Consider the following 24,474-nt stretch of genomic DNA (forward strand, 5'->3'; position numbering starts at 1 on the left):
AAAGATGGAATTCGCTTTCTATTTCGCATCGGGTATCGCAGTGGTGTCCACGCTTCGCGTGATCACCAACACCAACCCTGTGCACGCCCTGCTCTACCTGATCATTTCGCTGATCGCCGTGGCCATGACCTTCTTCGCCCTCGGCGCGCCGTTTGCCGGTGTGCTGGAAGTGATCGCCTACGCTGGCGCCATCATGGTGCTGTTCGTGTTTGTGGTGATGATGCTCAACCTGGGGCCGGCCTCGGTCGCCCAGGAACGCGTCTGGCTCAAGCCCGGCATCTGGCTCGGCCCGGTGATCCTCGCAGCCCTGCTGCTGGGTGAACTGCTGTATGTGCTGTTCGCTCACCAGAGCGGCCAGGCCATCGGCCACACCACCGTAGACGCCAAGGCCGTGGGCATCAGCCTGTTCGGCCCGTACCTGCTGGTGGTCGAACTGGCTTCGATGCTGCTGCTCGCCGCAGCCATCACGGCCTTCCACTTGGGCCGCAACGAAGCCAAGGAGCAATGACGATGCCTGCTATCCCTTTGGAGCATGGTCTGGCGGTCGCCGGCATCCTGTTCTGCCTTGGCCTGGTCGGCCTGATGGTGCGCCGTAACATTCTGTTCGTGTTGATGAGCCTGGAAATCATGATGAACGCTGCGGCACTGGCGTTCATCGTGGCGGGCGCACGTTGGGGCCAGCCGGATGGACAAGTCATGTTCATCCTGGTGATCAGCCTGGCAGCCGCCGAGGCCAGTATTGGCCTGGCGATCCTGCTGCAGCTGTACCGTCGCTTCCACACGCTTGATATCGACGCTGCCAGTGAGATGCGCGGATGAACATGATCTTTCTGACTTTCGTATTTCCCCTGATCGGTTTCCTGCTGCTGTCGTTCTCTCGCGGGCGCTGGTCGGAAAACCTCTCGGCCCTGATCGGCGTGGGCTCCATTGGTCTGTCGGCCATTGTGGCCGCCTATGTCATCTGGCAATTCAACGTGGCGCCGCCGGAAGGCGGTCACTACACGCTCGTGCTGTGGCAGTGGATGTCGGTGGAGGGCTTCAAGCCCAACTTCGCTCTCTACGTCGACGGCCTGTCGATCACCATGCTCGGCGTGGTGGTGGGTGTGGGCTTTCTGATCCACCTGTTCGCATCCTGGTACATGCGCGGCGAAGCGGGCTACTCGCGCTTCTTTGCCTACACCAACCTGTTTATCGCCAGCATGCTGTTCCTGGTATTGGGCGATAACCTGTTGTTCCTGTACTTCGGCTGGGAAGGCGTGGGCCTGTGCTCGTACCTGTTGATCGGTTTCTACTACAGCAACCGCAACAACGGTAACGCGGCCCTCAAGGCGTTTATCGTCACCCGTATCGGCGACGTGTTCATGGCCATCGGCCTGTTCATCCTGTTCCAACAGGTGGGCACGCTGAACATCCAGGAACTGCTGGTGCTGGCACCGCAGAAATTCCAGGTCGGCGACTTCTGGATCACCCTGGCGACCCTGATGCTGCTGGGCGGCGCCGTGGGTAAATCCGCGCAACTGCCGTTGCAAACCTGGCTGGCGGATGCGATGGCCGGCCCTACCCCGGTTTCCGCACTGATTCACGCGGCAACCATGGTAACCGCCGGTGTCTACCTGATCGCGCGGACCCACGGTCTGTTCACCCTGGCGCCGGATATCCTGCATCTTGTGGGCATCGTCGGTGGCGTGACCCTGGTACTGGCCGGCTTCGCCGCGCTGGTGCAGACCGACATCAAGCGCATCCTCGCCTACTCGACCATGAGCCAGATCGGCTACATGTTCCTGGCCCTGGGCGTCGGCGCCTGGGACGCGGCGATCTTCCACCTGATGACCCACGCCTTCTTCAAGGCCCTGCTGTTCCTCGCTTCCGGTGCGGTGATCGTGGCCTGCCATCACGAGCAGAACATCTTCAAGATGGGCGGCCTGTGGAAGAAACTGCCGTTGGCCTACGCCAGCTTCATCGTCGGTGGTGCCGCCCTGGCCGCCCTGCCGCTGGTGACCGCCGGTTTCTACTCCAAGGACGAAATCCTCTGGGAAGCCTTTGCCAGCGGTAACCAGAACCTGCTGTACGCAGGGCTGGTGGGTGCGTTCATGACCTCGCTGTACACTTTCCGCCTGATCTTTATCACCTTCCACGGTGCAGCCAAGACCGAAGCGCACGCGGGCCACGGCGTCTCCCACTGGCTGCCGCTGTCGGTGCTGATCATCCTGTCGACCTTCATCGGCGCCATGATCACCCCACCGCTGCACGGTGTGCTGCCGCAAAGCGTCGGCCACGCCGGCGGCGCCGACAAGCACAGCCTGGAAATTGCCTCGGGCGCCATCGCCCTGGCCGGTATCCTGCTGGCGGCCCTGCTGTTCCTCGGCAAGCGCCGCTTCGTCACAGGCGTTGCCAACAGTGGCATCGGGCGCTTCCTGTCAGCCTGGTGGTTCGCCGCCTGGGGCTTCGACTGGATCTACGACAAACTGTTCGTCAAACCTTACCTTGCGATCAGCCATGTGCTGCGCAAAGACCCGCTCGACCAGACCATCGGTTTGATCCCGCGCGCCGCCAAGGCCGGTCACACGGCCCTGAGCCGCAGCGAGACCGGTCAACTGCGCTGGTATGCAGCGTCCATGGCCATCGGTGCCGTGCTGGTAATCGGCGCCATCGTGGTAGTGGCGGTCTGACATGAACCTTTTGAACTTTGCGAACTTGCGAAAGGAAACGAGCCCGTCATGATTCTGCCCTGGCTAATCCTGATCCCCTTTATCGGCGGCCTGCTCTGCTGGATGGGTGAACGCTTCGGCGCCACCCTGCCCCGCTGGATTGCGTTGCTGACCATGTCCCTGGAACTCGCGCTCGGCCTCTGGCTGTGGGCCCACGGTGACTACTCATTCGCGCCGGCACCGGGTGTCGATCCCACTTTCGCGCTTGAATTCAAGCACGTGTGGATCCAGCGCTTCGGCATCAACGTGCACCTGGCCCTCGACGGCCTGTCGCTGCTGATGATCCTGCTGACCGGCCTGCTGGGTATCCTTTCGGTACTCTGCTCCTGGAAAGAGATCCAGCGTCACGTGGGCTTCTTCCACCTGAACCTGATGTGGATCCTGGGCGGCGTGGTTGGCGTGTTCCTCGCCCTCGACCTGTTCATGTTCTTCTTCTTCTGGGAAATGATGCTGGTGCCGATGTACTTCCTCATCGCGCTCTGGGGTCACAGCTCTTCGGACGGCAAGAAAACCCGGATCTACGCGGCCACCAAGTTCTTCATCTTCACCCAGGCTTCCGGCCTGATCATGTTGGTGGCGATCCTCGGTCTGGTACTGGTCAACTTCAACAGCACGGGCGTGATCACGTTCAACTACGCCGACCTGTTGAAAACCAAGATGTCCCTGACCACCGAGTACATCCTCATGCTCGGTTTCTTCATCGCGTTTGCGGTGAAGCTGCCGGTGGTGCCGTTCCACTCCTGGCTGCCGGATGCCCACGCCCAGGCGCCGACCGCCGGTTCCGTCGACCTCGCCGGTATCCTGTTGAAGACGGCGGCCTACGGCCTGCTGCGTTTCGCCCTGCCGCTGTTCCCGAATGCCTCGGCCGAGTTCGCGCCGATCGCCATGACCCTGGGTCTGATCGGGATCTTCTACGGTGCGTTCCTCGCCTTCGCGCAAACCGACATCAAGCGTCTAATTGCCTTCTCGTCCGTTTCCCACATGGGCTTCGTACTGATCGGCATCTACTCCGGCAGCCAATTGGCGCTGCAGGGCGCGGTGATCCAGATGCTGGCTCACGGTGTATCGGCCGCCGCGCTGTTTATCCTCAGTGGCCAGCTGTATGAGCGCCTGCACACCCGTGACATGCGTGAAATGGGTGGCGTGTGGTCGCGCATCGCCTACCTGCCGGCGATCAGCCTGTTCTTCGCTGCCGCGTCCCTGGGCTTGCCGGGCACCGGCAACTTTATCGGCGAGTTCCTGATCCTGATGGGTGCCTTCGTGCAAACGCCATGGATCAGCGCGATTGCCACCTCCGGCCTGGTGTTTGGTTCGGTTTACTCGCTGATCATGATCCACCGCGCCTACTTCGGCCCGGCCAAGTCCGACACCGTCCTGCAAGGGATGGATGCGCGCGAACTGATCATGGTGCTCGGCCTTGCGGTATTGCTGATTTACATCGGCGTGTACCCGCAACCGTTCCTGGACACTTCTGCCGCAACGATGCATGGCGTGCAGCAGTGGTTCGGCACCGCCTTCTCTCAACTCGCTTCGGCCCGGTAAGAGCGCTATGGAATTCACGATCCAACACTTTATCGCGCTTGCGCCGCTGCTGATCACCAGCCTCACCATCGTGGTGGTGATGCTGGCGATCGCCTGGCGCCGCAATCATTCGCAAACGTTCCTGCTGTCCTGCGCCGGGTTGAACCTGGCCCTGCTGTCGATCATCCCGGCGCTCAAGGTCGCGCCACTGGCGGTCACGCCATTGATGATGGTCGATGACTTCGCGCTGCTGTACATCGCGCTGATCCTGGTCGCGACCCTGGCCTGCGTCACCCTCGCCCATGCCTACCTCGGCGAAGGCGGCTCCGGCTACCCAGGCAACAAGGAAGAGCTGTACCTGCTGATCCTGCTGGCAGCGGCCGGCGGTATCGTGCTGGTCAGCGCGCAGCACCTGGCCGGTTTGTTCATCGGCCTGGAACTGCTGTCGATCCCGACTTACGGCCTGGTGGCCTACGCCTTCTTCAACAAGCGCTCCCTGGAAGCCGGCATCAAGTACATGGTGCTGTCGGCCGCCGGTTCCGCGTTCCTGTTGTTCGGTATGGCCCTGCTCTACGCCGAAGCCGGCAGCCTGAGCTTCACCGGCATCGGTCACGCCCTGGCCGCCACCAGCATGCCTGCGCCGATTGCCCAACTGGGCCTGGCGATGATGCTGATCGGCCTGGCGTTCAAGCTGTCGCTGGTGCCGTTCCACCTGTGGACCCCGGACGTGTACGAAGGCGCCCCGGCGCCGGTGGCCGCGTTCCTGGCGACGGCGTCGAAGGTGGCGGTGTTTGCGGTGATGGTGCGGCTGTTCCAGATCTCGCCTGCGGCCAACACCGGCGTAATGAGCGACGTGCTGACCGTGATCGCCATTGCGTCGATCCTGTTCGGTAACCTGCTGGCGCTGACCCAGAACAACCTCAAGCGTCTGCTGGGTTATTCGTCCATCGCCCACTTCGGCTACCTGCTGATCGCCCTGGTGGCGAGCAACGGCCTGGCCGTGGAAGCCATCGGCGTGTACCTGGTCACCTACGTGATCACCAGCCTCGGCGCATTCGGTGTGATCACCCTGATGTCCTCGCCGTACAAGGGCCGTGATGCCGACGCTCTGTACGAATACCGTGGCCTGTTCTGGCGCCGTCCGTACCTGACCGCCGTCCTCACCGTGATGATGTTGTCCCTGGCCGGCATCCCGCTGACGGCGGGCTTTATCGGCAAGTTCTACATTGTCGCTACCGGCGTTCAAGCGCACCAATGGTGGCTTGTAGCTTCCCTGGTACTGGGCAGCGCCATCGGCGTGTTCTACTACCTGCGCGTGATGGTCACCCTGTACCTGATCGAGCCGAACCTGCGCCGTGTGGACGCCGAGCTGCACTGGGAACAGAAGGCAGGTGGCGTGATGCTGCTGGCCATCGCCCTGCTCGCCTTCTTCCTGGGCGTGTACCCGCAACCGTTGCTCACCCTGGTGCAGCATGCGGTGCTGGGCGTTTGATCGCTTAGTCACCTGTGGTAAACAGAACGGCGCCTTCGGGCGCCGTTTTGCGTTTCCGGGTCGCGAAGCGGCTGGGCATCGTGCACGTTGTCATTTTGAATGAACCTTTTAGAACAGCTTCCTATCCATTTATAACAAGACAGGGAGGCAACATGAGTACCGCAAAAATCTACACCATCCACTACCACCTGCACGGTACGCCGAAATCCTTTGTCGTACGTGCCGACGTCATGAACAACGCTGAAGCCTGGCACTGGGCGGCCGTTGATGCCGACATTGCACACGTTAGTCGTATCGGCCGCGTAGGCCATGAGCAGGTCAAGAAAACCACACGCCCGTGGGCGGAGAAATACGGCATTACCGAAGTCAGCTGGAACCCACCCAAATAAACAAAGCCCCGCACAATGGCGGGGCTCTTTTTACTTTTTCAAGTCGCCCAACGGATCGTAGGGCGGCTTTTTTTCCGACTGCTTTTTCTCGTCCAGCGGGGCGATGGCCGGGCCGATGGGATCGACCTGCGGGTCCGACACATCGGGAGAGTCCGGGTCGAAACCCAGCTCATCCTTGCCGCTCGAATGCTCGCTTGAACGCGGGCCTTTAGGGGGATTGCTCATGGTGACCTCCTCTCTTACAACGGGCGGGCTTTATCGTGGAGAGTGTCGAGGTTTTCCTCGACCTGCTTCACCTCATCGTCCGGCCGGTCCTGTGGGTCGTTGGGGCGCAACGCATCATTGTCGCGCTCCTCTTCGCCGGGGGTGCGATGGGTATCGGGCGTACCCGGCGGTGGCTGCTTGTATTCGGGCATGGTGGCGTACCTGTGAAGGGCTTCACAGGGTTAGAGAAACCGTCTTCGGCCATCGTTCAACTTGTTTGCCCGCGTGCCTGGGTACGCCAGCAGCACAGCGCACTGATCGCAATCGCCGCGCCCGCCAGACCAAACACCAGCGACGCCGAGGCCACCGGCAATACCAGCCCCGCCAGCAACGGCCCGAGCCCCGCGCCGATATCGCGCCACACTGCGTTGGACGCCAGCGCCGACACCCGCATCGAACCCGGGTTGCGTTCGGTCACCAGGGTGGTCACCAGCGGCAATTGCAAAGCACGCAGCACCAGCACAGCCGCCGCGCCGGCGATCACCCACTCACTGCCGAACGCTCCCAGCGCCAGGGCGCTCATGAATGAAAACAGCAGCAGCATCGAGGTGGCCCCGAACCGCTGCGCCACGTGACCACCCAACGGGCTCAGCAGCAACTCCGACAGATACCGCAGGCCCATCAGACCACCGGCGATCAGCACCGCGTCACCGCCCACGATCTTCTGCGCCTGGATCGACAGGCCAAAGATAAACAGGCCGTCCAGCGCCACGCCCTCGATAAATGACCACAGCGCCACACTGTCGGGCCAGTTGAAGCGTCGCCGCGGCGTGCTGTGCAGATCGTGCCCGGTATTGGGCAACCCGCGCGCCAACCACAGCCCCATGAGGCAACACGCGGTAAGGATCAGGAAAATCGGGCGCGGCCCGGCCCACAAAGTCAGCAATCCGCCCAGCGGCAACGCCAGCATCGGCCCCAGCGCGATCAAGGCCCGCGAACGCCCGGCACGGCGCGCGGCCCCTTCCAGTTCGGAAGTGGCCAATACCTGGGTCGACAGATTCAGCGCGGCATAACACAGGCCCCACACCAGCCGCAGGCCGAGCAAGGCAGCAAAGCCGGACAGCACCGAGTTGCCCAAGGCACACAGCGCAGCAGCGCCGGCGGCAAGCATGCAGGTGAGACGATCGCCATTGCGCGCATAGAAGTTCAGCACGTGCCGATAGCCGAAGATCCGCACCAGCCGGTTGGCCGCCAGCAGCACGCCGGCCTGGGCCAACGTGATGCCGAAGGCTTCGGACTCCATCGGCAGCAGCAGGTAAAGCAACACATCACTGGGCAGGCAGAACCCGAGGGTCAGCGCGGCGCGGCGAGAGGTGGCATCGGCGATACGGTGGGCTTGGCTGGTCATAAAGCTGAAACATTCAGAATCAGGTCGTCACACTAGCCCTCACCGATGCTGTTTTACAAGGGCCAGACCCAGTGCCAGTCAGTGAGTTTGCGCCCTGTGGCGAGCGGGCTTGCCCGGCGTTGGGGGGCGAAGCGCCCACAATCCAGCAAAACGCGGTGTACCTGATACGGCTGAGCGCCTGGTTTTGGGGCTGCTGCGCAGCCCAACGCAGGACAAGCCTGCTCGCCACAGGGAATGGCATTTAGAGTCAGACCCGCTGTTGATACGGCAGCAAACGCAGCCCGCTGGCCACACTGCCCACCAGCGCGAACGCACAGCCCAGCCATAGCGCGTAGTGCGGGCCACGGCTCACGGACAAGTGAAAACACAGGGCCACCAACGAGGCGCCCAGTGTCTGCCCCAGCAACCGCGAAATCGCCACGATGCCGCTGGCCCCGCCACTGCGGGCCAGGGGTGCGCTGGTCATCAGGGCCTTGAGATTGGGCGACTGGAAAAACCCGAAACCAGCGCCGCACAACGCCATGCGCCAGCCGATATCAAACGCCGAAGCCTCATTGCCCAGGGTCGCCAGGGCGCCCATGCCGAGGCTGAGCATCAGCAGGCCGATGCCGCACAACAGGCCCAGTGACACCCGATCCGCCAGACGCCCGGCCACCAGCGCCATCACCGCCACCACCGCTGGCCATGGCGTCATCAGAAATCCGGTCTCCACCTGACTATGGCCCAACGCCGCCTGCAACAGAAACGGCAGTGACACGAACGCCAGGCCCTGGGCGCTGAACGCGCAAATCGCGGTGAGGGAAGACAAGGCAAACACCGGGCGCTTGAACAGGTCCACCGCCAGCATCGGCGCCGGGTGGCCGGCCTCGCGGCGCAGCAGCAGCGCACCGCATACCGCCGCGAGCGCCACCAGCCCCAGGGTCAATGCGCCCTGCGCTCCGTGCACGGCGGCGCCCAGCCCCAGCACCAGCAACGCGAACAAACCGGCACACAGCAACGCTGCCAGGCGATCAAAGGCGTGCCCGCTGATCGGCAACCTGGGCAGCGAGCGCAACCCCAGGCCCAGGGCCAACAGCCCCAACGGCACGTTGATCAGGTACAGCCAGTGCCAACTGGCCACCGAGAGAATCGCCGACGCCGCCGTCGGCCCCAGCGTAAACGCCAGCCCCACCACCAGCGAGTTATAGCCCAGGCCACGCCCGAGCATCTTCGAGGGATAGATATGCCGCAGCAACGCGGTATTGACGCTCATCAACGCCGCCGCACCCAGCCCCTGGGCCACACGCGCGGCGGTGAGGGTCAACAGCGAACCGGCCAGCCCGCACAACAGCGACGAGACGATAAACAGCAGCAACCCGCCCAGGTACACGCGGCGATGCCCCAGCACATCGCTCAACGACGCAAACGGCAGCACCGTTGCGATGATCGCCAACTGGTAAGCGTTGACCACCCAGATCACCGAAGCCGAATCGGTGCCGATGCCTTCGGCCAGGGTCGGCAACGCCGTGTTGACGATGGCCGTGTCCAGCGTCGCCATGCCGATGCCCAGGGACAGCGCGATAACGGCCGGCAGGCGTTTATTGAGGGCAAGCCCATCGGCAACTGAAGACATGGACGCTCCGCGCGGGTGACAAGGGGCCTGTAGATTACGGGCAGCGCGGATTTTTTTCAGGCAACAATCGGCTGGCTGTCAAAATATTCATCCTGGGGCGAGCAAGGTTCAGTTAAACGCAGACGCCCTGTGGGAGCGGTGGGTCAGCAAGCATTGATGTTTACTGACGCACCGCCATCGGGAGCAAGCCCTCTCCCACATTTGTACAGCGTTCGGCAAAGCAGCGCAGCCCTTGCCATCGAGCCGCTGGATAGGTGACTCTCTCGTCATGTTTGGCCACTATTCCCGGGGTAGCGACATGACCACCAGCAACCTGCTCGCCCAGCTGTTTCCCACCGCCTCCACCGATATTCCCGAACACTTTCGCCTGGCCGCGCCGATTGAACAGCGTGATTACCTGGTCGATGGCCGCTTGCAGGTATGGAACGGCCCGCTGGCCCGCGTGCAAAGCCCGGTGCAATTGGGTGATGAACGCGTGCATATCGGCAGCACGCCATTGCTGGATGCCGACACCGCGCTTACCGCCCTCAACGCCGCCGTGCGCGCCTACGACCGTGGCCAGGGCGAGTGGCCGACGATGCGCGTGGCCGAGCGTATCCAGCATGTCGAAGCGTTCCTGCGGCGTATGCGCGAACAGCGCGACGCGGTGGTCAAGCTGCTGATGTGGGAGATCGGCAAGAACCTCAAGGACTCGCAGAAAGAGTTCGACCGCACCTGCGACTACATCACCGACACCATCAATGCCCTCAAGGAACTCGACCGGCGTTCCAGCCGCTTCGAGCTGGAACAGGACACCCTCGGCCAGATCCGCCGCGTGCCGCTGGGCGTGGCGTTGTGCATGGGCCCTTACAACTATCCGCTGAACGAGACCTTCACCACGCTGATCCCGGCGCTGATCATGGGCAATACCGTGGTGTTCAAGCCGGCCAAGCTCGGCGTGCTGCTGATTCGTCCGTTGCTGGAGGCGTTTCGCGACAGCTTCCCGGCCGGGGTGATCAACGTGATCTATGGCAGCGGCCGCGAAACCGTGAGCGCGCTGATGGCCAGCGGCAAGATCGATATCTTTGCGTTTATCGGTACCAACAAGGCCGCCAGCGATTTGAAAAAACTGCACCCCAAGCCGCACCGCCTGCGCGCCGCCCTGGGCCTGGACGCGAAGAACCCTGGCATCGTGCTGCCAGAGGTCGACCTGGACAATGCCGTCAGCGAAGCCCTTACCGGCGCCCTCTCGTTCAACGGCCAGCGCTGCACGGCGTTGAAAATCCTGTTTGTGCATGAAGCGGTGGTCGACAGCTTCATCGAAAAATTCAACACCCGACTGGCGACGCTCAAGCCCGGCATGCCCTGGGAAGACGGCGTGTCGCTGACGCCGCTGCCGGAGGTGGGCAAGGTCGACTATCTCAACGCGCTGGTAGCCGATGCAGCGCTGCACGGCGCCAAGGTGGTGAACCCCAACGGCAGCGAAAGTCGCGGCGCGTTCTTCTACCCGGCCGTTTTGTACCCGGTAAACCCGCAGATGCGTGTGTACCACGAGGAGCAGTTCGGCCCGGTGGTGCCGATCGTGCCCTACCGCGACCTGGACAAGGTAATCGACTACGTGCTCGATTCCGACTTCGGCCAGCAGTTGAGCCTGTTCGGCACCAACGCCGTGGAAATCGGGCGACTGGTGGACGTTTTCGCCAACCAGGTGGGCCGTATCAACATCAATGCCCAGTGCCAGCGCGGGCCGGACACCTTCCCGTTCAACGGGCGCAAGAACTCGGCCGAGGGCACGTTGTCTGTGCATGACGCCTTGCGCGTGTTCTCGATCCGCACCCTGGTGGCAACCAGGTTCCAGGAAAGCAACAAGGCGTTGGTCAGCGATATTCTGCGTAACCGGGATTCGAGCTTTCTGACCACCGATTACATCTTCTGACGAATGTGGCGCAGGCCCCTTGGTCCGTCTGTCACGCAGCAACGAAGCTATAGCAGGCAAGCCCGCTCCCACAGTGGATCGCATTTTGCCCTGATTATTGAGGTCACTTTACTACCGATGAATTTGCCCCTGTTTGCCCGGCGCCTTTTGCGCCCGTTGCTGGACCCCTACCGCCGCTATCGCCATGCCAAGCTGATCCACGCCGTGCGCGTGTCCATCGGCTTGCTGGCGACGATCCTGCTCACTACCGGGCTCAACCTGCCCCACGGCGAATGGGCGTCGGTGACCATGCTGATTGTGATCGGCGGCTTGCAGCACCACGGCAATATCGGCAAAAAGGCGGTGGAACGCGCCTACGGCACCTTGATCGGTGCCAGCGTCGGCTTGCTGCTGGTGGTGCAACAGGCCTACTTCGGCCTGCCGCTGTTGACCTACCTGCTGATGTCGGTGGTGTGCGGGTTCTTTTCCTATCACGCTATCGGCAAGGGCGGTTACATCGCGCTGTTGTCGGCAATCACCGTGTTCATCGTCGCCGGTCACGGCGACAATCCGATCTCGGATGGCTTGTGGCGCACCGTGGATATCCTCATCGGCATCGTGCTGGCGCTGGCGTTTTCCTTCGCCCTGCCGTTGTACGCGGTGTACTCCTGGCGCTATAACCTGGCCAGTGCGCTGCGCGACTGCGCGGCAATCTACAGCCGGATAATTGGCGGCCAGTCGGTGACCGACGATGAACACCTCAAGCTGCTCAACCGCCTGAACGCAGCAATGGTGCAACTGCGCTCGCTGATGCCGTCGGTGTCCAAGGAGGTGCGCATTTCCCTGACCGAACTGGACGCCATCCAGCGGCATCTGCGCCTGTGCATCAGCACCCTGGAGATTCTTGGCAATACCCGGCCAGACCCGCGTGATGAGCAGGCGATGGCGCGCATGCAGATGATGTTGAAGTCCGAGCACCGACAGATTCGGGTGCAATTGGTCGGGATGGCGCGGGCATTGAAGTCCGGGTTCAGCGAACGGCTGGACCGGCCTGCTGCCCACGCAGTCGCGGAAAACGGGCTGCAAGCGCCGGTACACAGTGCGCTGGATGGCTATCGGTTACTAACGCTGCAATTGGCGGTGAATGTGGATGGGATGCGCCAGCGGCTGGCGAGCACGTCGCGTCACTGGAGAATTTGAGGGATAAAAAAAGGACAGCCTACCGTTAAGTAGATCTGTCCTTTTTACTAGCTCCCGCTAAACACGAGGCGTGTCATCAATAAAGCGGTACCAGGCATGCGGCGGGAAGCGGAGCATTAATGTTCCTCAACGCAACGGCCCCCACATTGGGAGAGTTATTTATAAAGGGTGCCAAACCATTGCCATATGGATCTGACGCTGTCCAGAATTGCCGGGAAAAAATCGGCGCACCCGCACCGTTAACACGCAACACATCATAGATGGCAGCGTCCATTATGCTGAACCCTCCTATGGATGCGGCCCAGCCCTTGGCTGTTGCCCAGCTCATCAGGCTATCGTTCAGTACAATCGTGTAGACATTGCTGACATACACGGCGTAAGAGGTGCTTGACCCATTTTTATCGCTGACGGTGACGGTTGCCGACCCGTTCACATGGCCTATCACATAACCGCTTACGTCCACCGATGCCACCCGGGGATTGTTGGAGCTGTAGTGATAAGGACCCGCACCGCCACTTGGCACCCGCGACGCGGAATTGCCGATTGAAGACAAGCCGGTCCTTGGCCAGTTGGCGTTCTTGATGGACACCCCGGACAGGATCATTGCGTTCTGATCAATCCTCAACTGCCCTACAACTTTATAGGTCGTCGGTTTGAATGCCACTGCGTTCTCTCGTTTGGCACTGCCATCGAGCGTCACGAGCACTTCCACCGTGATGACACTGCTGTTGGCCAGCTTTTCCAGCCATGCTCTGGACACCAGAATGTTGGCCAGGCCGTTTGTTACATCAGCGGCCTTCACCACGTAACCCTTCAATACGTCCAACTGGGCAACGCCCAGACTGTGCAAGGTTATCCAGACGTTTTGTCCAGGCGCTATCCCCAGCCATTGCGGCAATGCCAAATAGGCATGTCCCGCGTAGCTTGCCTGGTTCAGCGTACCTTTATCGGCCAGCTTATTGATCAGCGCCTGTGGAAAGTTATCCGCAAGGATCGTGCCCACCGTCAGCACCTGCGGATCCGACCAGATGGTATCGATACTGGTCGTCACCTTGTAGCGCAGCGAAATAGTTCTGCCCGTGCTCTGGAGGATAATCTGCGGGCTGATTGCAAACTCGATACGTCCACTGCTATCACCGTGCTGCGAGGCAATGGTGGCGATGGTCGCATTCGGCGCAATCCACTCCAGGTCGATTTGCTGCGTAGGTGTCATACCGGCATACGCCACAGCCACCACGGCACCTTGCATATAACTGAGCGGGTCTACGGACAGCACAGGCCCTGGCTTGTTTTCGAACTCGGGTGCCGGAAGCGTTGGCGAAACAGCCTGAACGCGGTAATCACGACTGCCGAAAGACACCCCTGTATTCGGATCATCCAGTTCGGCAAAACTCACTTTGAAATCAATAGTGAGCACAGTGCCCTCCTTGAGGTCGCGCAGCCGTTTCACGGGTGCGAATACGCTGACACCTTCGGCCACTTCATCCTCGGTGACCTTATCGGCGGTATAGAGGGTCTCTTGAAGCTTGCTGCCATCGGTCAACGTGCCCGTGACGGTCAAAAATTTCCGCTGATCCTTGCGCATGAAAGGCCACATGTCGACGGTGATCTTCGCTTCATGATCCAGCGCCAACAATGGAAAGATCTTATCGTCGATACTGTTAAGCATCGGCGAAGGCAGTGACCTGACAGGCGATAGCCGGACGACCAGCGGGTCGGACTCACGGACCTTCTGCCCACGGAGAAAACGGTATTGCACGGTGATCGAATTGCCGCCTTGACGCATTGCCAACGCGATAATCTCTGGCGGGATACGAACATCCACGGAATTTGTCTTCGGGTCGGCCGCAGTGTGAATTTCAACGAAACTGATTCCAAACTCCCCCTTCCAACTGACAATGATGTCATCGTCGACAACCATCGACTTATAACTGACCCGCACGGTAGCACCGTTGACCACCTGATCGGCGTACAACTGGCCCGGCAGGAGCTTATCCGCCTCAAGAATTGTCGGCCGCGCCAGCACCAACTTTGGCCCCACAGTGAGCTTGAGCACCTCGGAGCGCAGGAACTTGCCCGGCGTAGTCGGGGTAGCGTCCTTTTGCACGCTATAGCTGAATCGGATCGAGCCACCGACATTCCCGAGCAGTACCTGCTTCTTGATAGCGATCCAGAGGGACGGCAAAAGGGGGCCTTCGTTAGCCGTGTTAATGACGAAACTGCCGCTGTCCGAACTGGCAGCGTTCGCCCCGACCGCACTCCAGTGAACCGTACTGCCAGGGGATGCACCTACGTAGGGAAACGATATGAACAGAATGGAGCTTGCTATCTCTTTAGGGTCGATGTTGCCATCCTGGGCGAATTTAACAATTGGCTCCGGCAGATCTGCCATGCGAAAGCCAATCTCGGCAGTCACACGATCCGACTCACGTATTGACGATGCAAGCCCAAGTCCATCATTGGTGCGGTAAAAAATTGAAAACGGGCCTTTGTATTCAAATTGCTTGAGATCTGTCTTGCTCAGGTCAAACACACTACCCTGTGATCCCGCCTGTCGCGTCTCGATATGCTGCAAACCGCCGCCTCCAACCGATCCCTGCATGAGCACAAGGGATTCGATCCAATCGGCATTGTGGGGCTGATAATCTGGAATAGTAACTGTGATATCAGCCTCAAACGGCAGCAGCGTGCCTTCTATCGGTGTGACCTGCGGCGCCGGCATCCTGGTCGGCACGCCCCTGACACGGACATCGACGGAGCTTGACTTGCCCAACTGCGTACCGTTGGCGTCGTGCACCTCAACCCATGCCCCAAATTGCCCGCCCGCCGCTTGCGCGATAAAAGAAACGGGAATATTGATCGGCTCACCCCGCTTGTTCATGTCGGGAACCGCTGGCAAGCGCAGGATTTCGTCCGGCTGGCCAGGCAGGGAAAGCCTCATACAGACCGTGACCATATGGAGGGGGTCAGGCTTCGGGGTATACCGCGGCAGGACAGGATCGAGAGTGAAGGTGGAGAGGCTTTGGGTATTCAAATCGACTTCAAGGGCTTCTTTGCCATTCACACAAAAGATCGGCGGCTCATACTGGTCTTTGTCCAGTTCCGCACGTACTGCATAAGGTTTGGAATAGGGGTGCATACCCCCGGACGGATTTCCCACCACATCCATAACCTTGAACACCACATACACGGTCCCGTACTGGTTACCTTTATTGATAACGTCGTCAGGCACCTGAATACGAAGCGGGCCCGCTGCGGAAACATCGGCAGGGCTGACAATATAATCGAAGTAAATTCCGGCCCATACGATGGTGATTTTGTCGTTTTGGCGGATGTTTGCGTACTTTCCAATCAGGCACCACACCCCTTTGGTGACCATACCCGCATTGATAGACGAGCCTTCGGGCAAGCCTTCCAGCGACAGTTTCAACTCGCTGTGCCAGGGTTCCCAGACTTTAAGGTCATAGCCGCCTGGCAGGCTCTGTTTGAACAGTGCCAATTGGGTAGAGGAGCGGCTTTCCTGCTGACTGCCGACACGAACCACCCGGGAAAAAACCTCGACTTCCCCCTCTGGTACCTGGGCTTTATCGACCATCAGGAAATAACGATTACTCATACCGGCCACGGTAGCCGAGGCTGCGGGAGTATTTGGGTCATTGAGGTGAACGTCGAAGTAATCGCCAAGCGAGAGATCAGGCCAGGCCTCAACCACCATGCTGAGTTTGCCGAAGTTCATGGCACTGTTACCTGCCCCCCAAACAGCTTTTTCGGGATACTTGGCCGTCGTCAGATCGACTGTGGGGTAGTCCGGATAAGGGTCACTCTGGAGGGTGTCATACGGAACGGGAATAGTGGACATAACCATCACCTTGCTGGGTTGAGCCACGCAACGAAGGCGCGACGGGCAAGGTGAATGAAGCGCTTGCAAGGTTAAGCGAATCTACTGTCAGAATTGACAGTGACGACGAGTGGCAGAACTCGACTCAACCAGAATCGAAGACTAATCGTGGAATAATCTGTAAAACTTTTTTTCTTACATATTTTTCACGATTTATTCACACCCGGCGCCGTACTGTGAAGCCTCATCCGTTACAAATGCTGCACATTAAGAACCCGCCGCCCCAGCGGGTTTTTTTTGCCTGCAATTTGAGCTCAGCGCGCCGCCCTGGTTACCGGCGCCGCCGCTTCTTCCCGAATGGCGCGCTGGGTGTCCAGCACCCTGGCCAACGCAGTTTGCGCCTCGGGGCTTTGCTGCGGCACGCGAATCGCGGCCGACACCAGGGTAATCAGCTTGGCCATCACCTCGGCGTCAGTGGCCGGGCGACCGAGACTCATGGAGTTCATCAGCAGGCGCAGTTCGGTCCCGGCCATCACGCCGGAAATCGCCTTGAGCGCAAATTGCAGGCGCACGCCCAGTTCATTACGCGGCAGGTCCGGCAGCGCCAGGGCGAAGGCTTCGAAGAAACGCTGGAACACCGGCTGGTAATGCACCTTGAGGTATTCCTGGATAAACGGCGACGTGTCGCTGTACACCCGACCGAGGAAGCGGATGAACGAGCGCCCTTCCCCGCTGGCCGGGTCGCTGCGCTCCAGGCCCATGGCCGGGGCGAACAGCACGCCGAGCAAGGTATCGCAGTCGAGCGGCCCGTCGGATTCGGCCTCGCAGCGCGCGAGCAATTCCAGGCGCTGCTCGTTGAGCGGCTCCAGGCGCTGCATCAGCAAGGTCTTCATCAGGGAATCCTTGTCCCCGAAGTGATAGTTCACGGCGGCCAGGTTCACCTGGGCCCGCTCGGTTATCTGCCGTAACAAAACCGCGTCATATCCGTACTTGATGAAGAGCGCCTCTGTCGCATCCAGCAATCGAGTCTTGGTAATGTTTGGCGTGCTGACTTTCTTAGCGACCATAAAGGTTCCACGGCGGAAATATTGTTTTAAAAAATAATTTGATTTTTTATACCGGGGCTGTCCTTTGAAAGCAAGTACTGACAGGCCGCCACATGACCGAAAGCCTCGCTATACCAGCCTCGAAACACTAGTTGAGCGCGTGTTCGGCGGGACCGCCCAATTGTCGGATAAATCGTTGCCAAGGGTAAAACCGCTCTACCCCAATGGCTGGCGAACCGGCCGGAACGCGGTTACTATTCAAACAATATTTTAAAAACAAGAAACAAATCAGTCCGCGACACGCCTCACGCAGCCCTCGAAGTTATTTCAAAGTTTTTCCGAGAGGTGACGACGGCATCCAGACTGCAGGCGTAGGCGACGATGACAGAGCACTTCGCGCAACCCCCATTGATCTCCCTGCAAGGCATCGGCAAGCGCTATCAACTGGCCGGGCAAGACCTGTCGATTCTCGATGACGTGTGCCTGTCCATCACGCGCGGCGACAGCTGCGGCATCCTGGGCGCCTCCGGCTCCGGCAAAAGCACCCTGCTCAATATCCTCGGCCTGCTGGATTTACCCAACTGCGGCCAGTATCGCTTTGCCGGGCACGATATCTTCAGCGCCACGCCGGATGAACTGGCGGCGATCCGCAACCAGCAGATCGGCTTCGTGTTCCAGAGTTTCAACCTGCTGCCACGCCTCAGCGCGCTGGACAACGTCGCGCTGCCCCTGAGTTATCGCGGCGTGTCGCGCCATGAATCGGTGATACAGGCGCTGCGCATGCTCGACCAGGTGGGCCTGGCCGAGCGCGCGCACCATCACCCTGCCGACCTCTCCGGCGGCCAGCGCCAGCGGGTTGCCATTGCGCGGGCGCTGGTGGGCACCCCCTCGGTGATTCTCGCCGACGAACCCACCGGCAACCTCGACAGCAGCACCGCCCAGGACATCATGGACCTGCTGCTGACGCTCAACCGCGAGCAACAGGTGACCCTGATCATCGTCACCCACGATGCGCAGATCGCCGAGCGCCTGCAGCGCAGGATCCTGGTGCGCAACGGCGTGGTGAACGAGGCCGGTGGCCCATGAGCCCGCGCGTTGAACAGAGCCTGAGCCAGCTGCTGCATGAAGCCTTCGTCAGCCTGCGCACCCTGGGCAAACGCTCGGTCCTCGCGTTGCTGGGCATTGTGATCGGCAGTTCGTCGGTGGTGGCGCTGATCAATATCGGCCACAACGCGGCAGTGGATGCCGCGATGATTTTCAAGGACATGGGCACCGACACCCTGATCGCGCAATTCCCGACCAAACGCAGCGGTAACCTGAGCATGCGCGCCCATCTCGACCTGGACGCCGTGCGCAGTGCCGTCCCTGGCATCGCGCACATCGGCGCGCTCAGCCTGTTCAGCGGCCCCGTCGTGTTCAACGGCCGCACGGCGAATGCCAACCTGGTCGGCACCACACCGGGTATCCACGAGGCCATGCGCCTGGTGCTGCGCGAAGGACGCTTCCTGTCGCCCTTCGATGCCAATGAAACCTACGCGGTGATCGGCGACCAGGTGGCCCAGGCGCTCGGCGCACCGGGTGATCCGCTCAGGCTGGGCGACCGTGTGCGCATCCACGATTATCTGTTTCTGATCGTGGGCATCCTGCACAACCAGCCCCGGGCGATGCTGATGCCGGTGCAGGCCAACGAGTCGCTGTTCATCCCCGCCGAGGGCATGCGCCGCATCTACGCCAACCCACAGATCGGCAATGTGATCATCCGCGCAGCGCCCGGGCAGGACATGGAACGCATCGCGCGCGAAGCCGCCGCTGCACTGCAACGTCAACTGACCGACCATAGCGTCGACATGACCGTGCCCCAGCAGATGATCGACGGCATGACCCGCCAGAGCCGCACCTTCGCCTATCTGCTGCTGGCCCTGGGCGCGATTTCGCTGGTGGGCGGCGGTGTCGGGGTGATGAACGTGATGTTGATGAACGTTTCGCAACGGCGCCGCGAAATCGGCATTCGCATGGCGCTGGGCGCGCGCCAGCGGGATATTCGCAACCTGTTCCTGCTCGAAGCCGTCACCCTCACCGCCGTCGGCGCGGTCTGCGGCGCCGTGCTCGGCATGACGGCGGCGTGGCTGTATGCGTGGCTGTCGGGCTGGGTGTTTTCATTGGCGGTGGCGGCCCTGCCCCTGGGGGTGGGCAGCACGCTGCTGGTGGGCTTGTTCTTTGGCATTTACCCGGCGGTCTCGGCCTCCCGGTTGCAGCCGGTGGAGGCCTTGCGCGATGAGTAAATGGCTGTGGCTGCTGGCCCTGCTCAGCCTGCCCGGCATGGCCGCCGAGGAGGTAATCAAGCCGTCGGCACCGAGCACCACCCGCAGCGGCTACGACCGAGGCGTGTCGCTGAATGCCCAGGCCACCCGCCTGACCCTGGGCGACGCCGTGTACCTGGGCCTGCGCAACAACCCGGCGATTCGCAGCGCGTACCTGCAGCGGGTCGCGCAGAAGTTCGACCTGCGGGTGGCCGAAGACGTGTTCAAGCCCAAGCTCACTCTCAACAGCTACTACCGTGGCACCCGTGGCTCCCAGGACAGCGCGCGCAACGCCAACCTCGCACCGTCCACCAGCCTGCTCGGCGAATACGGCACGCGCCTGAGCATGGCCTGGACCCAGCAACTGAACAGCGCCGACCGCGCCGGCCGTTACCGCAGCGACGGTCTGGACCTGGCCGTCATCCAGCCGCTGGCACGCGGCGCCGGCTGGGACGCCACCACCGCGCCGCTGCGTCTGTCGCGCCTGTCCGAACAGGCCAACCGCCTGAACCTCAAGGCCACCGTGGCAGGCACCATCAGCCAGATCATCGCCACCTACCGCGAATTGCTGCGTGCCCAGGAGCAACTGCTGATCGTGCAGGAAGCCCTCAAGCGCTCCAACACGTTGCTGGAGGTAAACAAAGCGCTGATCAGCGCCGGACGCATGGCCGAATTTGAAATCGTGCAGACCGAAGCCGATATCGCCACCCAGCAACTGGGCGTCGAAGAAGCGCAGAACCAGCTCGACAGCAGCCGCCTGGCGTTGCTGCGCCTGCTCGCGCTGGACCTGTCCACGCCCATTCGCGCCAGCGAAGCCCTGGAGGCCAGGCCCATGGAGATCGACAAGCGCCAGGCCTTCAACCTCGCGCAAACCCAGCAACCGGAATACCTTGCCGCCCTGCTCGGCAGTCAGCAGGCCGACCTCAACCTGGTCATCGCCAAGGACTCCGGGCGCTGGCAAGTGGACCTGGTGGCCGGCGCGAACCAGGTGCGCGACGCCTATGACAATGACAACGGTCGCAGCAACAATCGCAACTGGGACAGCTACGCCGGCGTGCAGGTGCAGATCCCCATCGGCGACATCAGCACGCGTCAGGCCGAGGTGCGTGCGCGGGTGAATGTGGAAGACCAGTCGATCCGTATCACCGACGCCCGCCAGGAGCTGGAACGCTCGGTCAACGATGTGGTGCGCGACCTGGGCACCCGCTGGCGCCAGTACGAAATCTCGCGGCGCGCGGTAGAGCTGTCGCGGCGCAAGATCGAGATCGAGCGTGACAAACTCAGCGCCGGGCGCTCCACCAACTTTCAGGTGCTGAGCTTCGAGACCGACCTGCGCAATGCCGAGAACGCGCAGCTCAATGCGCTGATCGCTTACCTGAACGCCCAGACCCAGCTCGACCTGACGCTGGGCATGACCCTGGAAAGCTGGGAAGTGGCCCTCAATGACGACTAATCAAAAACGCCTGCTGTTTGCCGTGTTGATCGTGCTGGCGGGTGCTGCCGGCCTGGCCCTGCGCAGCCCGGCGCAAACGCCGGGCAGCGCCGGCGAGCAATGGCTGGCGGTGAAACCTGATCAGTTGGTGCACCAGATCGGCCTGGTGGGCAAGATCGAGCCCGACACCACCGTCACCCTCACGGCGCCGTTCGACGGCAATGTGCAGGCCAATCTGGTGGAGCAAGGCCAGCGCGTCGAAGCCGGCCAGGTGCTGTTGCGTATGGACCCGGCGACGCTGGAAGTGCAACTGCGCGACGCCCTCTCCGCCCAGCTCAAGGCGCGGCGCAGCGTGCAGGAGATGCAGGACTGGGACAGCAGCGCCACGGTGAGTCGCGCCCGCCGCAGCCTGCGCACCGCCGAAATGACCGCCGATACGACCCGGCGCAGGCTCAACGAGAGCGAAGACCTGTTCAAGCGCGGCATCATCCCGCGCAACGAACTGGACGACCTCAAGCAGCAGGCCCGCCAGCAACAACTGGACCTGGCGGCCGCACGCGCCGAACTGCAACAGGCCCAGGACCAGGGCCGTGGCGAATACCGGCAGATCGCCGATATGGAGCTGACCAACGCCACGGTGAAGTACGAAGCGCTGCAGCAGCTACTTGCCGGCAAGGAGGTCAAGGCGCCGTTCTCCGGCATTGTGGTGCCCGCGCCCGGCAACAATTCGGCGCAAGCGGGCGGCAATACCAATGCGCCGGTGCAGTCCGGCAGCAAGGTCAGCCAGGGCCAGGTGCTGTTCGGGCTGGCCAATATCGAGCGGCTGAAAATCGTCGCCAAGGTCTCCGAGCTGGACATCAACCAGTTGCACCAGGGCCAGGCGGTGGAGGTGCTGGGCGATGGCTTCGATGGCGAGCGGCTGAGCGGGACGGTGAGCGTGGTCAGCGGCCTGGCGATTGCCAGTGATGGCCAGGGCAGCGCGCAATTTCCGGTGACCCTGGCGATCCCCACACTGACCCCGCAGCAATTGCAACGGGTGCGCCTGGGCATGAGTGCGCGCCTGACCATCGTGACCTATAACAATGCGCAGGCCATGGTGGTGCCAGGCCAGGCGATTGGCGCGGACAGCACAGTGGAATATCGTGCGGCGATGGATCAGCCGGCGGAGCGGGTGAACGTGACCACCGGACAATCGACGCCGCAGGGCGTGGAAGTGTTCGGCCTCAAGCCCGGTTTCGTGAAAATCCCGAGACCTTGAAGTACTGACTGCACACGAGCCATTTCAGCCCCTACCCCTGTGGTGAACGGGCTTGTTGTGGCGAGCGGGCTTGTTGTGGCGAGCGGGCTTGCCCCGCGTTGGGGTGCGAAGCAGCCCTAAAACCAGGCTCCGCGCGGGGTCAGGTAGACCGCGTTTTCCTTGATTGGGGGCGCTTCGCACCCCAACGCGGGGCAAGCCCGCTCGCCACAACAGCCCGCTCGCCAGAGTAAGCCCGCTTGTCACAGTAGGCCCGCTCGCGCCCCTTAGATCGTCGTCAATTCCACGGCCAAGGCCTTGGCCTGGAGCGCCACGTCGGTCACCGCTGTGCTTTCCCACCACATCCCGCGCAATGGCGGGCCCATGGCGAACAGTTGCGTGCTGATCCGGCCCTGGGCATCCAGCACCGCACCGGTCGCATCCGCCGCGATTCCCAATGCCAGCGGCCCGGGCTGGATCAGCCCGCGCTTGAGCAACTGTTGCGGCAGCGGCCGGGCCACGCGGCGCCAGTCGTATTCGATGCCGCTGGAGTTGATCAGCGCGGTGCCGCTGACCTGGGTAATGCCTTGCTCGCCGCGAAAACGCAGGCGAATACTCACGCCGCTGTCCGCAGGCGCCAGGCCCTTGAACGATGCCGCCCGGATGCGCAATCGCCCCTGCGCCTGCAAGCGCGCCACCAACTCAGCACTCAACGGCGGTGCACGGTGGTGATGGCTTTCCCACCATGGCCGCACATGCCGCACGAACTGACGCTTCTCGCCCTCGCCGGCCTGGCTCCACAGCCGGCCGATATGCGCACGCACGGTGTCCAGCGGCGCCTGCCAATCGATGCCCTGCGCCAGCGCGATGCGGCACTGGCGGCGCAGCGCGCGCAGTAATTGCCGGGGGCTGCGCAGTGCAGGGTCGGCGCCGAGAAAGTCCTCCCAGGCAGGCGGCTGCCGACGCACATGGGGCAGCAGGCCGTGGCGTGAAAACACCTCGATCGGCCCACGATGCCCGGCCTGCTCGAGAGACACCACGGCGTCGACCATGGTCAGCCCGGAACCGATGATCAGCACACGTCCCTGCGGATCGATCCGCGTCATCGCCTGCACGTCCCAAGGGTCCACCGCCGCTGCGTTGACGCCGCTGGAGTCGGTCTGTGGCGTGCGCGCCGCCGGGAACATGCCAGTGGCCAGTACGGCATGGGCACCGCGCAATTGCTCGCCGTTGTCCAGGGTCAACAGCGCAGCGCCCGCCTCGATCTGCAGGTCGACCGCTTCGGCGCGGACATGCTCGACGGTGGAGGTGGACTGCGCCCTGGCTTCGGCCAGGCGCTGCTGCACGTACAGGCCGAACAGCCCGCGTGGCGGGAACAATTCACTGACCGGCACCTGCTGCTGATCGGACTCCGGCCAGCCACCGGCGGCGATATGGTCGGTAAGCCACTGGGTCAGGTCATCGGCATTGTCCGGGTCGACGCTCATGCGCGCCGCGTTGCCGTTCAGCGTATGGCCCAGCTCGACCGCGCTGTAGGCCTCGCCGCGTCCCAGCTCGACGCGCGGCTCGATCACCAGAATCCGGCGTGTGCCGGGCAGGCGCAACAGTTGCACGGCCAGCATCGTGCCGCTCAGGCCGCCGCCGATGATCAGTACATCAGCGTTGCGGGTGGATTCAGTCATGCGGGTTCGCCCTTACTGTTTGCCCAGGTAAATAGCGTGCAGGTCGCCCCGCGCCAGCAGTTCAGCGGCGCTGCCACTCAGGGCAACGCGCCCAGTATCCAGCACGTAGCCGTGGGACGCATAGCTGAGCGCACCGTTTATATTCTGCTCGGCGATCAAAAACCTCATCTGCTGCTCACCCCCCGACGTAAGCCCGGCGCGGGTGTGGCGTTTGGCCTTGAGCCGTGGGAACCCGCTGTAGATGCGCTTCAGGTCCTGGCGCACACGCAGGCTGGGGTCGATACCGGCGAGGTCCTGCCCGGCGTATTCGATTACGCCCCGGCTGACGTCGGCACGCTCGGCGACACCCCGGCAGAGGGGGCTTCTGTGGCGAGCGGGCTTGCCCCGCGTTGGACTGCGCAGCAGTCCCGATAAAGGCGACTGCGGTGTCTCAGATACTCCGTGGACGCTGGTGTTGGGGCTGCTGCGCAGCCCAACGCAGGGCAAGCCTGCTCGCCACAACAAAAAGTTCGGC

Annotated in this window: 20 protein-coding genes; 12 read left to right on the forward strand and 8 right to left on the reverse strand. The window is 62.0% G+C overall.

Going from position 1 to position 24,474, the window contains the following annotated elements; genetic code table 11:
* Positions 1-4 precede the first annotated feature (4 nt).
* The 6 genes from nuoJ (at position 5) to TU79_RS08260 (ending at position 6,110) form a co-directional block, all read left to right on the forward strand.
* Positions 5-508 carry an NADH-quinone oxidoreductase subunit J gene (nuoJ, locus tag TU79_RS08235; RefSeq protein WP_016974946.1) on the forward strand — a complete coding sequence of 168 codons (504 nt, stop codon included), beginning with the start codon at positions 5-7 and terminating at the stop codon, positions 506-508.
* Positions 509-510: 2 nt separating this feature from the next.
* Positions 511-819, forward strand: coding sequence for an NADH-quinone oxidoreductase subunit NuoK (gene nuoK, locus TU79_RS08240; RefSeq protein WP_003174727.1), 309 nt, complete (start codon positions 511-513; stop codon positions 817-819).
* Positions 816-2,669, forward strand: a complete 1,854-nt coding sequence (nuoL, locus tag TU79_RS08245) for an NADH-quinone oxidoreductase subunit L (RefSeq protein WP_057007525.1) — start codon at positions 816-818, stop codon at positions 2,667-2,669. Before nuoK ends, nuoL begins: the two co-directional genes overlap by 4 nt.
* A gap of 48 nt (positions 2,670-2,717) precedes the next feature.
* Positions 2,718-4,250 (forward strand): NADH-quinone oxidoreductase subunit M, encoded by a 1,533-nt coding sequence (gene nuoM, locus TU79_RS08250; RefSeq protein WP_003232072.1) that lies wholly within the window; start codon positions 2,718-2,720, stop codon positions 4,248-4,250.
* A gap of 7 nt (positions 4,251-4,257) precedes the next feature.
* Complete coding sequence (gene nuoN, locus TU79_RS08255; RefSeq protein ID WP_057007526.1) at positions 4,258-5,721, forward strand: NADH-quinone oxidoreductase subunit NuoN; 1,464 nt, start codon at positions 4,258-4,260, stop codon at positions 5,719-5,721.
* A 152-nt stretch (positions 5,722-5,873) separates the two neighbouring features.
* Entirely contained in the window at positions 5,874-6,110 is a 237-nt protein-coding gene (locus TU79_RS08260; protein WP_057007527.1) for a DUF6555 family protein, read from the forward strand.
* Between the two features lie 30 nt (positions 6,111-6,140).
* Here the strand turns inward: TU79_RS08260 and TU79_RS08265 are convergent, their stop codons facing one another.
* The 4 genes from TU79_RS08265 to TU79_RS08275 all read right to left on the reverse strand — a co-directional run bounded on the left by TU79_RS08265 (position 6,141) and on the right by TU79_RS08275 (position 9,334).
* A complete protein-coding gene (locus tag TU79_RS08265) occupies positions 6,141-6,335 on the reverse strand; it encodes a DUF6021 family protein (RefSeq protein WP_057007528.1) in 195 nt (64 codons plus the stop codon).
* A 14-nt stretch (positions 6,336-6,349) separates the two neighbouring features.
* Positions 6,350-6,526: a hypothetical protein gene (locus TU79_RS26270; RefSeq protein WP_169793787.1), complete on the reverse strand. Its 177-nt coding sequence runs from the start codon at positions 6,524-6,526 to the stop codon at positions 6,350-6,352.
* Positions 6,527-6,582: 56 nt separating this feature from the next.
* Positions 6,583-7,722, reverse strand: coding sequence for an MFS transporter (locus TU79_RS08270; protein ID WP_057007529.1), 1,140 nt, complete (start codon positions 7,720-7,722; stop codon positions 6,583-6,585).
* A 247-nt stretch (positions 7,723-7,969) separates the two neighbouring features.
* A complete protein-coding gene (locus tag TU79_RS08275) occupies positions 7,970-9,334 on the reverse strand; it encodes an MFS transporter (protein WP_057007530.1) in 1,365 nt (454 codons plus the stop codon).
* A gap of 298 nt (positions 9,335-9,632) precedes the next feature.
* Here TU79_RS08275 and TU79_RS08280 point away from each other — a divergent pair, with 298 nt between their 5' ends.
* Positions 9,633-11,249 (forward strand): NADP-dependent glyceraldehyde-3-phosphate dehydrogenase, encoded by a 1,617-nt coding sequence (locus TU79_RS08280; protein ID WP_057007645.1) that lies wholly within the window; start codon positions 9,633-9,635, stop codon positions 11,247-11,249.
* A 117-nt stretch (positions 11,250-11,366) separates the two neighbouring features.
* Positions 11,367-12,428, forward strand: coding sequence for an FUSC family protein (locus tag TU79_RS08285; protein WP_057007531.1), 1,062 nt, complete (start codon positions 11,367-11,369; stop codon positions 12,426-12,428).
* Positions 12,429-12,504: 76 nt separating this feature from the next.
* Here TU79_RS08285 and TU79_RS08290 read toward each other — a convergent pair whose 3' ends face one another.
* Positions 12,505-16,287 carry an Ig-like domain-containing protein gene (locus tag TU79_RS08290; RefSeq protein WP_057007532.1) on the reverse strand — a complete coding sequence of 1,261 codons (3,783 nt, stop codon included), beginning with the start codon at positions 16,285-16,287 and terminating at the stop codon, positions 12,505-12,507.
* A gap of 293 nt (positions 16,288-16,580) precedes the next feature.
* On the reverse strand, positions 16,581-17,333 hold the full coding sequence (locus tag TU79_RS08295; RefSeq protein ID WP_057007533.1) for a TetR/AcrR family transcriptional regulator: 753 nt from the start codon (positions 17,331-17,333) through the stop codon (positions 16,581-16,583).
* Between the two features lie 360 nt (positions 17,334-17,693).
* Between TU79_RS08295 and TU79_RS08300 the strand changes: the two genes are divergently transcribed.
* From TU79_RS08300 to TU79_RS08315, 4 genes are read left to right on the forward strand one after another with little or no spacing between them, the layout of a single operon-like run.
* The gene (locus TU79_RS08300) at positions 17,694-18,398 is read left to right on the forward strand and encodes an ABC transporter ATP-binding protein (RefSeq protein WP_057007534.1); all 705 of its coding nucleotides are present in this window, start codon (positions 17,694-17,696) and stop codon (positions 18,396-18,398) included.
* Positions 18,395-19,594 (forward strand): ABC transporter permease, encoded by a 1,200-nt coding sequence (locus TU79_RS08305; protein WP_057007535.1) that lies wholly within the window; start codon positions 18,395-18,397, stop codon positions 19,592-19,594. The genes TU79_RS08300 and TU79_RS08305 overlap by 4 nt, the downstream gene beginning before the upstream one ends.
* Entirely contained in the window at positions 19,587-21,065 is a 1,479-nt protein-coding gene (locus TU79_RS08310) for a TolC family protein (RefSeq protein ID WP_057007536.1), read from the forward strand. The genes TU79_RS08305 and TU79_RS08310 overlap by 8 nt, the downstream gene beginning before the upstream one ends.
* Complete coding sequence (locus tag TU79_RS08315; RefSeq protein ID WP_057007537.1) at positions 21,055-22,302, forward strand: efflux RND transporter periplasmic adaptor subunit; 1,248 nt, start codon at positions 21,055-21,057, stop codon at positions 22,300-22,302. Before TU79_RS08310 ends, TU79_RS08315 begins: the two co-directional genes overlap by 11 nt.
* A gap of 263 nt (positions 22,303-22,565) precedes the next feature.
* Here the strand turns inward: TU79_RS08315 and TU79_RS08320 are convergent, their stop codons facing one another.
* Together TU79_RS08320 and TU79_RS25130 are read right to left on the reverse strand one after the other, a co-directional pair.
* Positions 22,566-23,960, reverse strand: a complete 1,395-nt coding sequence (locus TU79_RS08320; protein WP_057007538.1) for an FAD/NAD(P)-binding protein — start codon at positions 23,958-23,960, stop codon at positions 22,566-22,568.
* A 12-nt stretch (positions 23,961-23,972) separates the two neighbouring features.
* Positions 23,973-24,446 (reverse strand): ATP-binding cassette domain-containing protein, encoded by a 474-nt coding sequence (locus TU79_RS25130; RefSeq protein WP_231986847.1) that lies wholly within the window; start codon positions 24,444-24,446, stop codon positions 23,973-23,975.
* Between the last annotated feature and the right edge of the window lie 28 nt (positions 24,447-24,474).

Origin of the sequence: Pseudomonas trivialis (genome assembly GCF_001439805.1) — a bacterium.
GTDB lineage: Bacteria > Pseudomonadota > Gammaproteobacteria > Pseudomonadales > Pseudomonadaceae > Aquipseudomonas > Aquipseudomonas trivialis.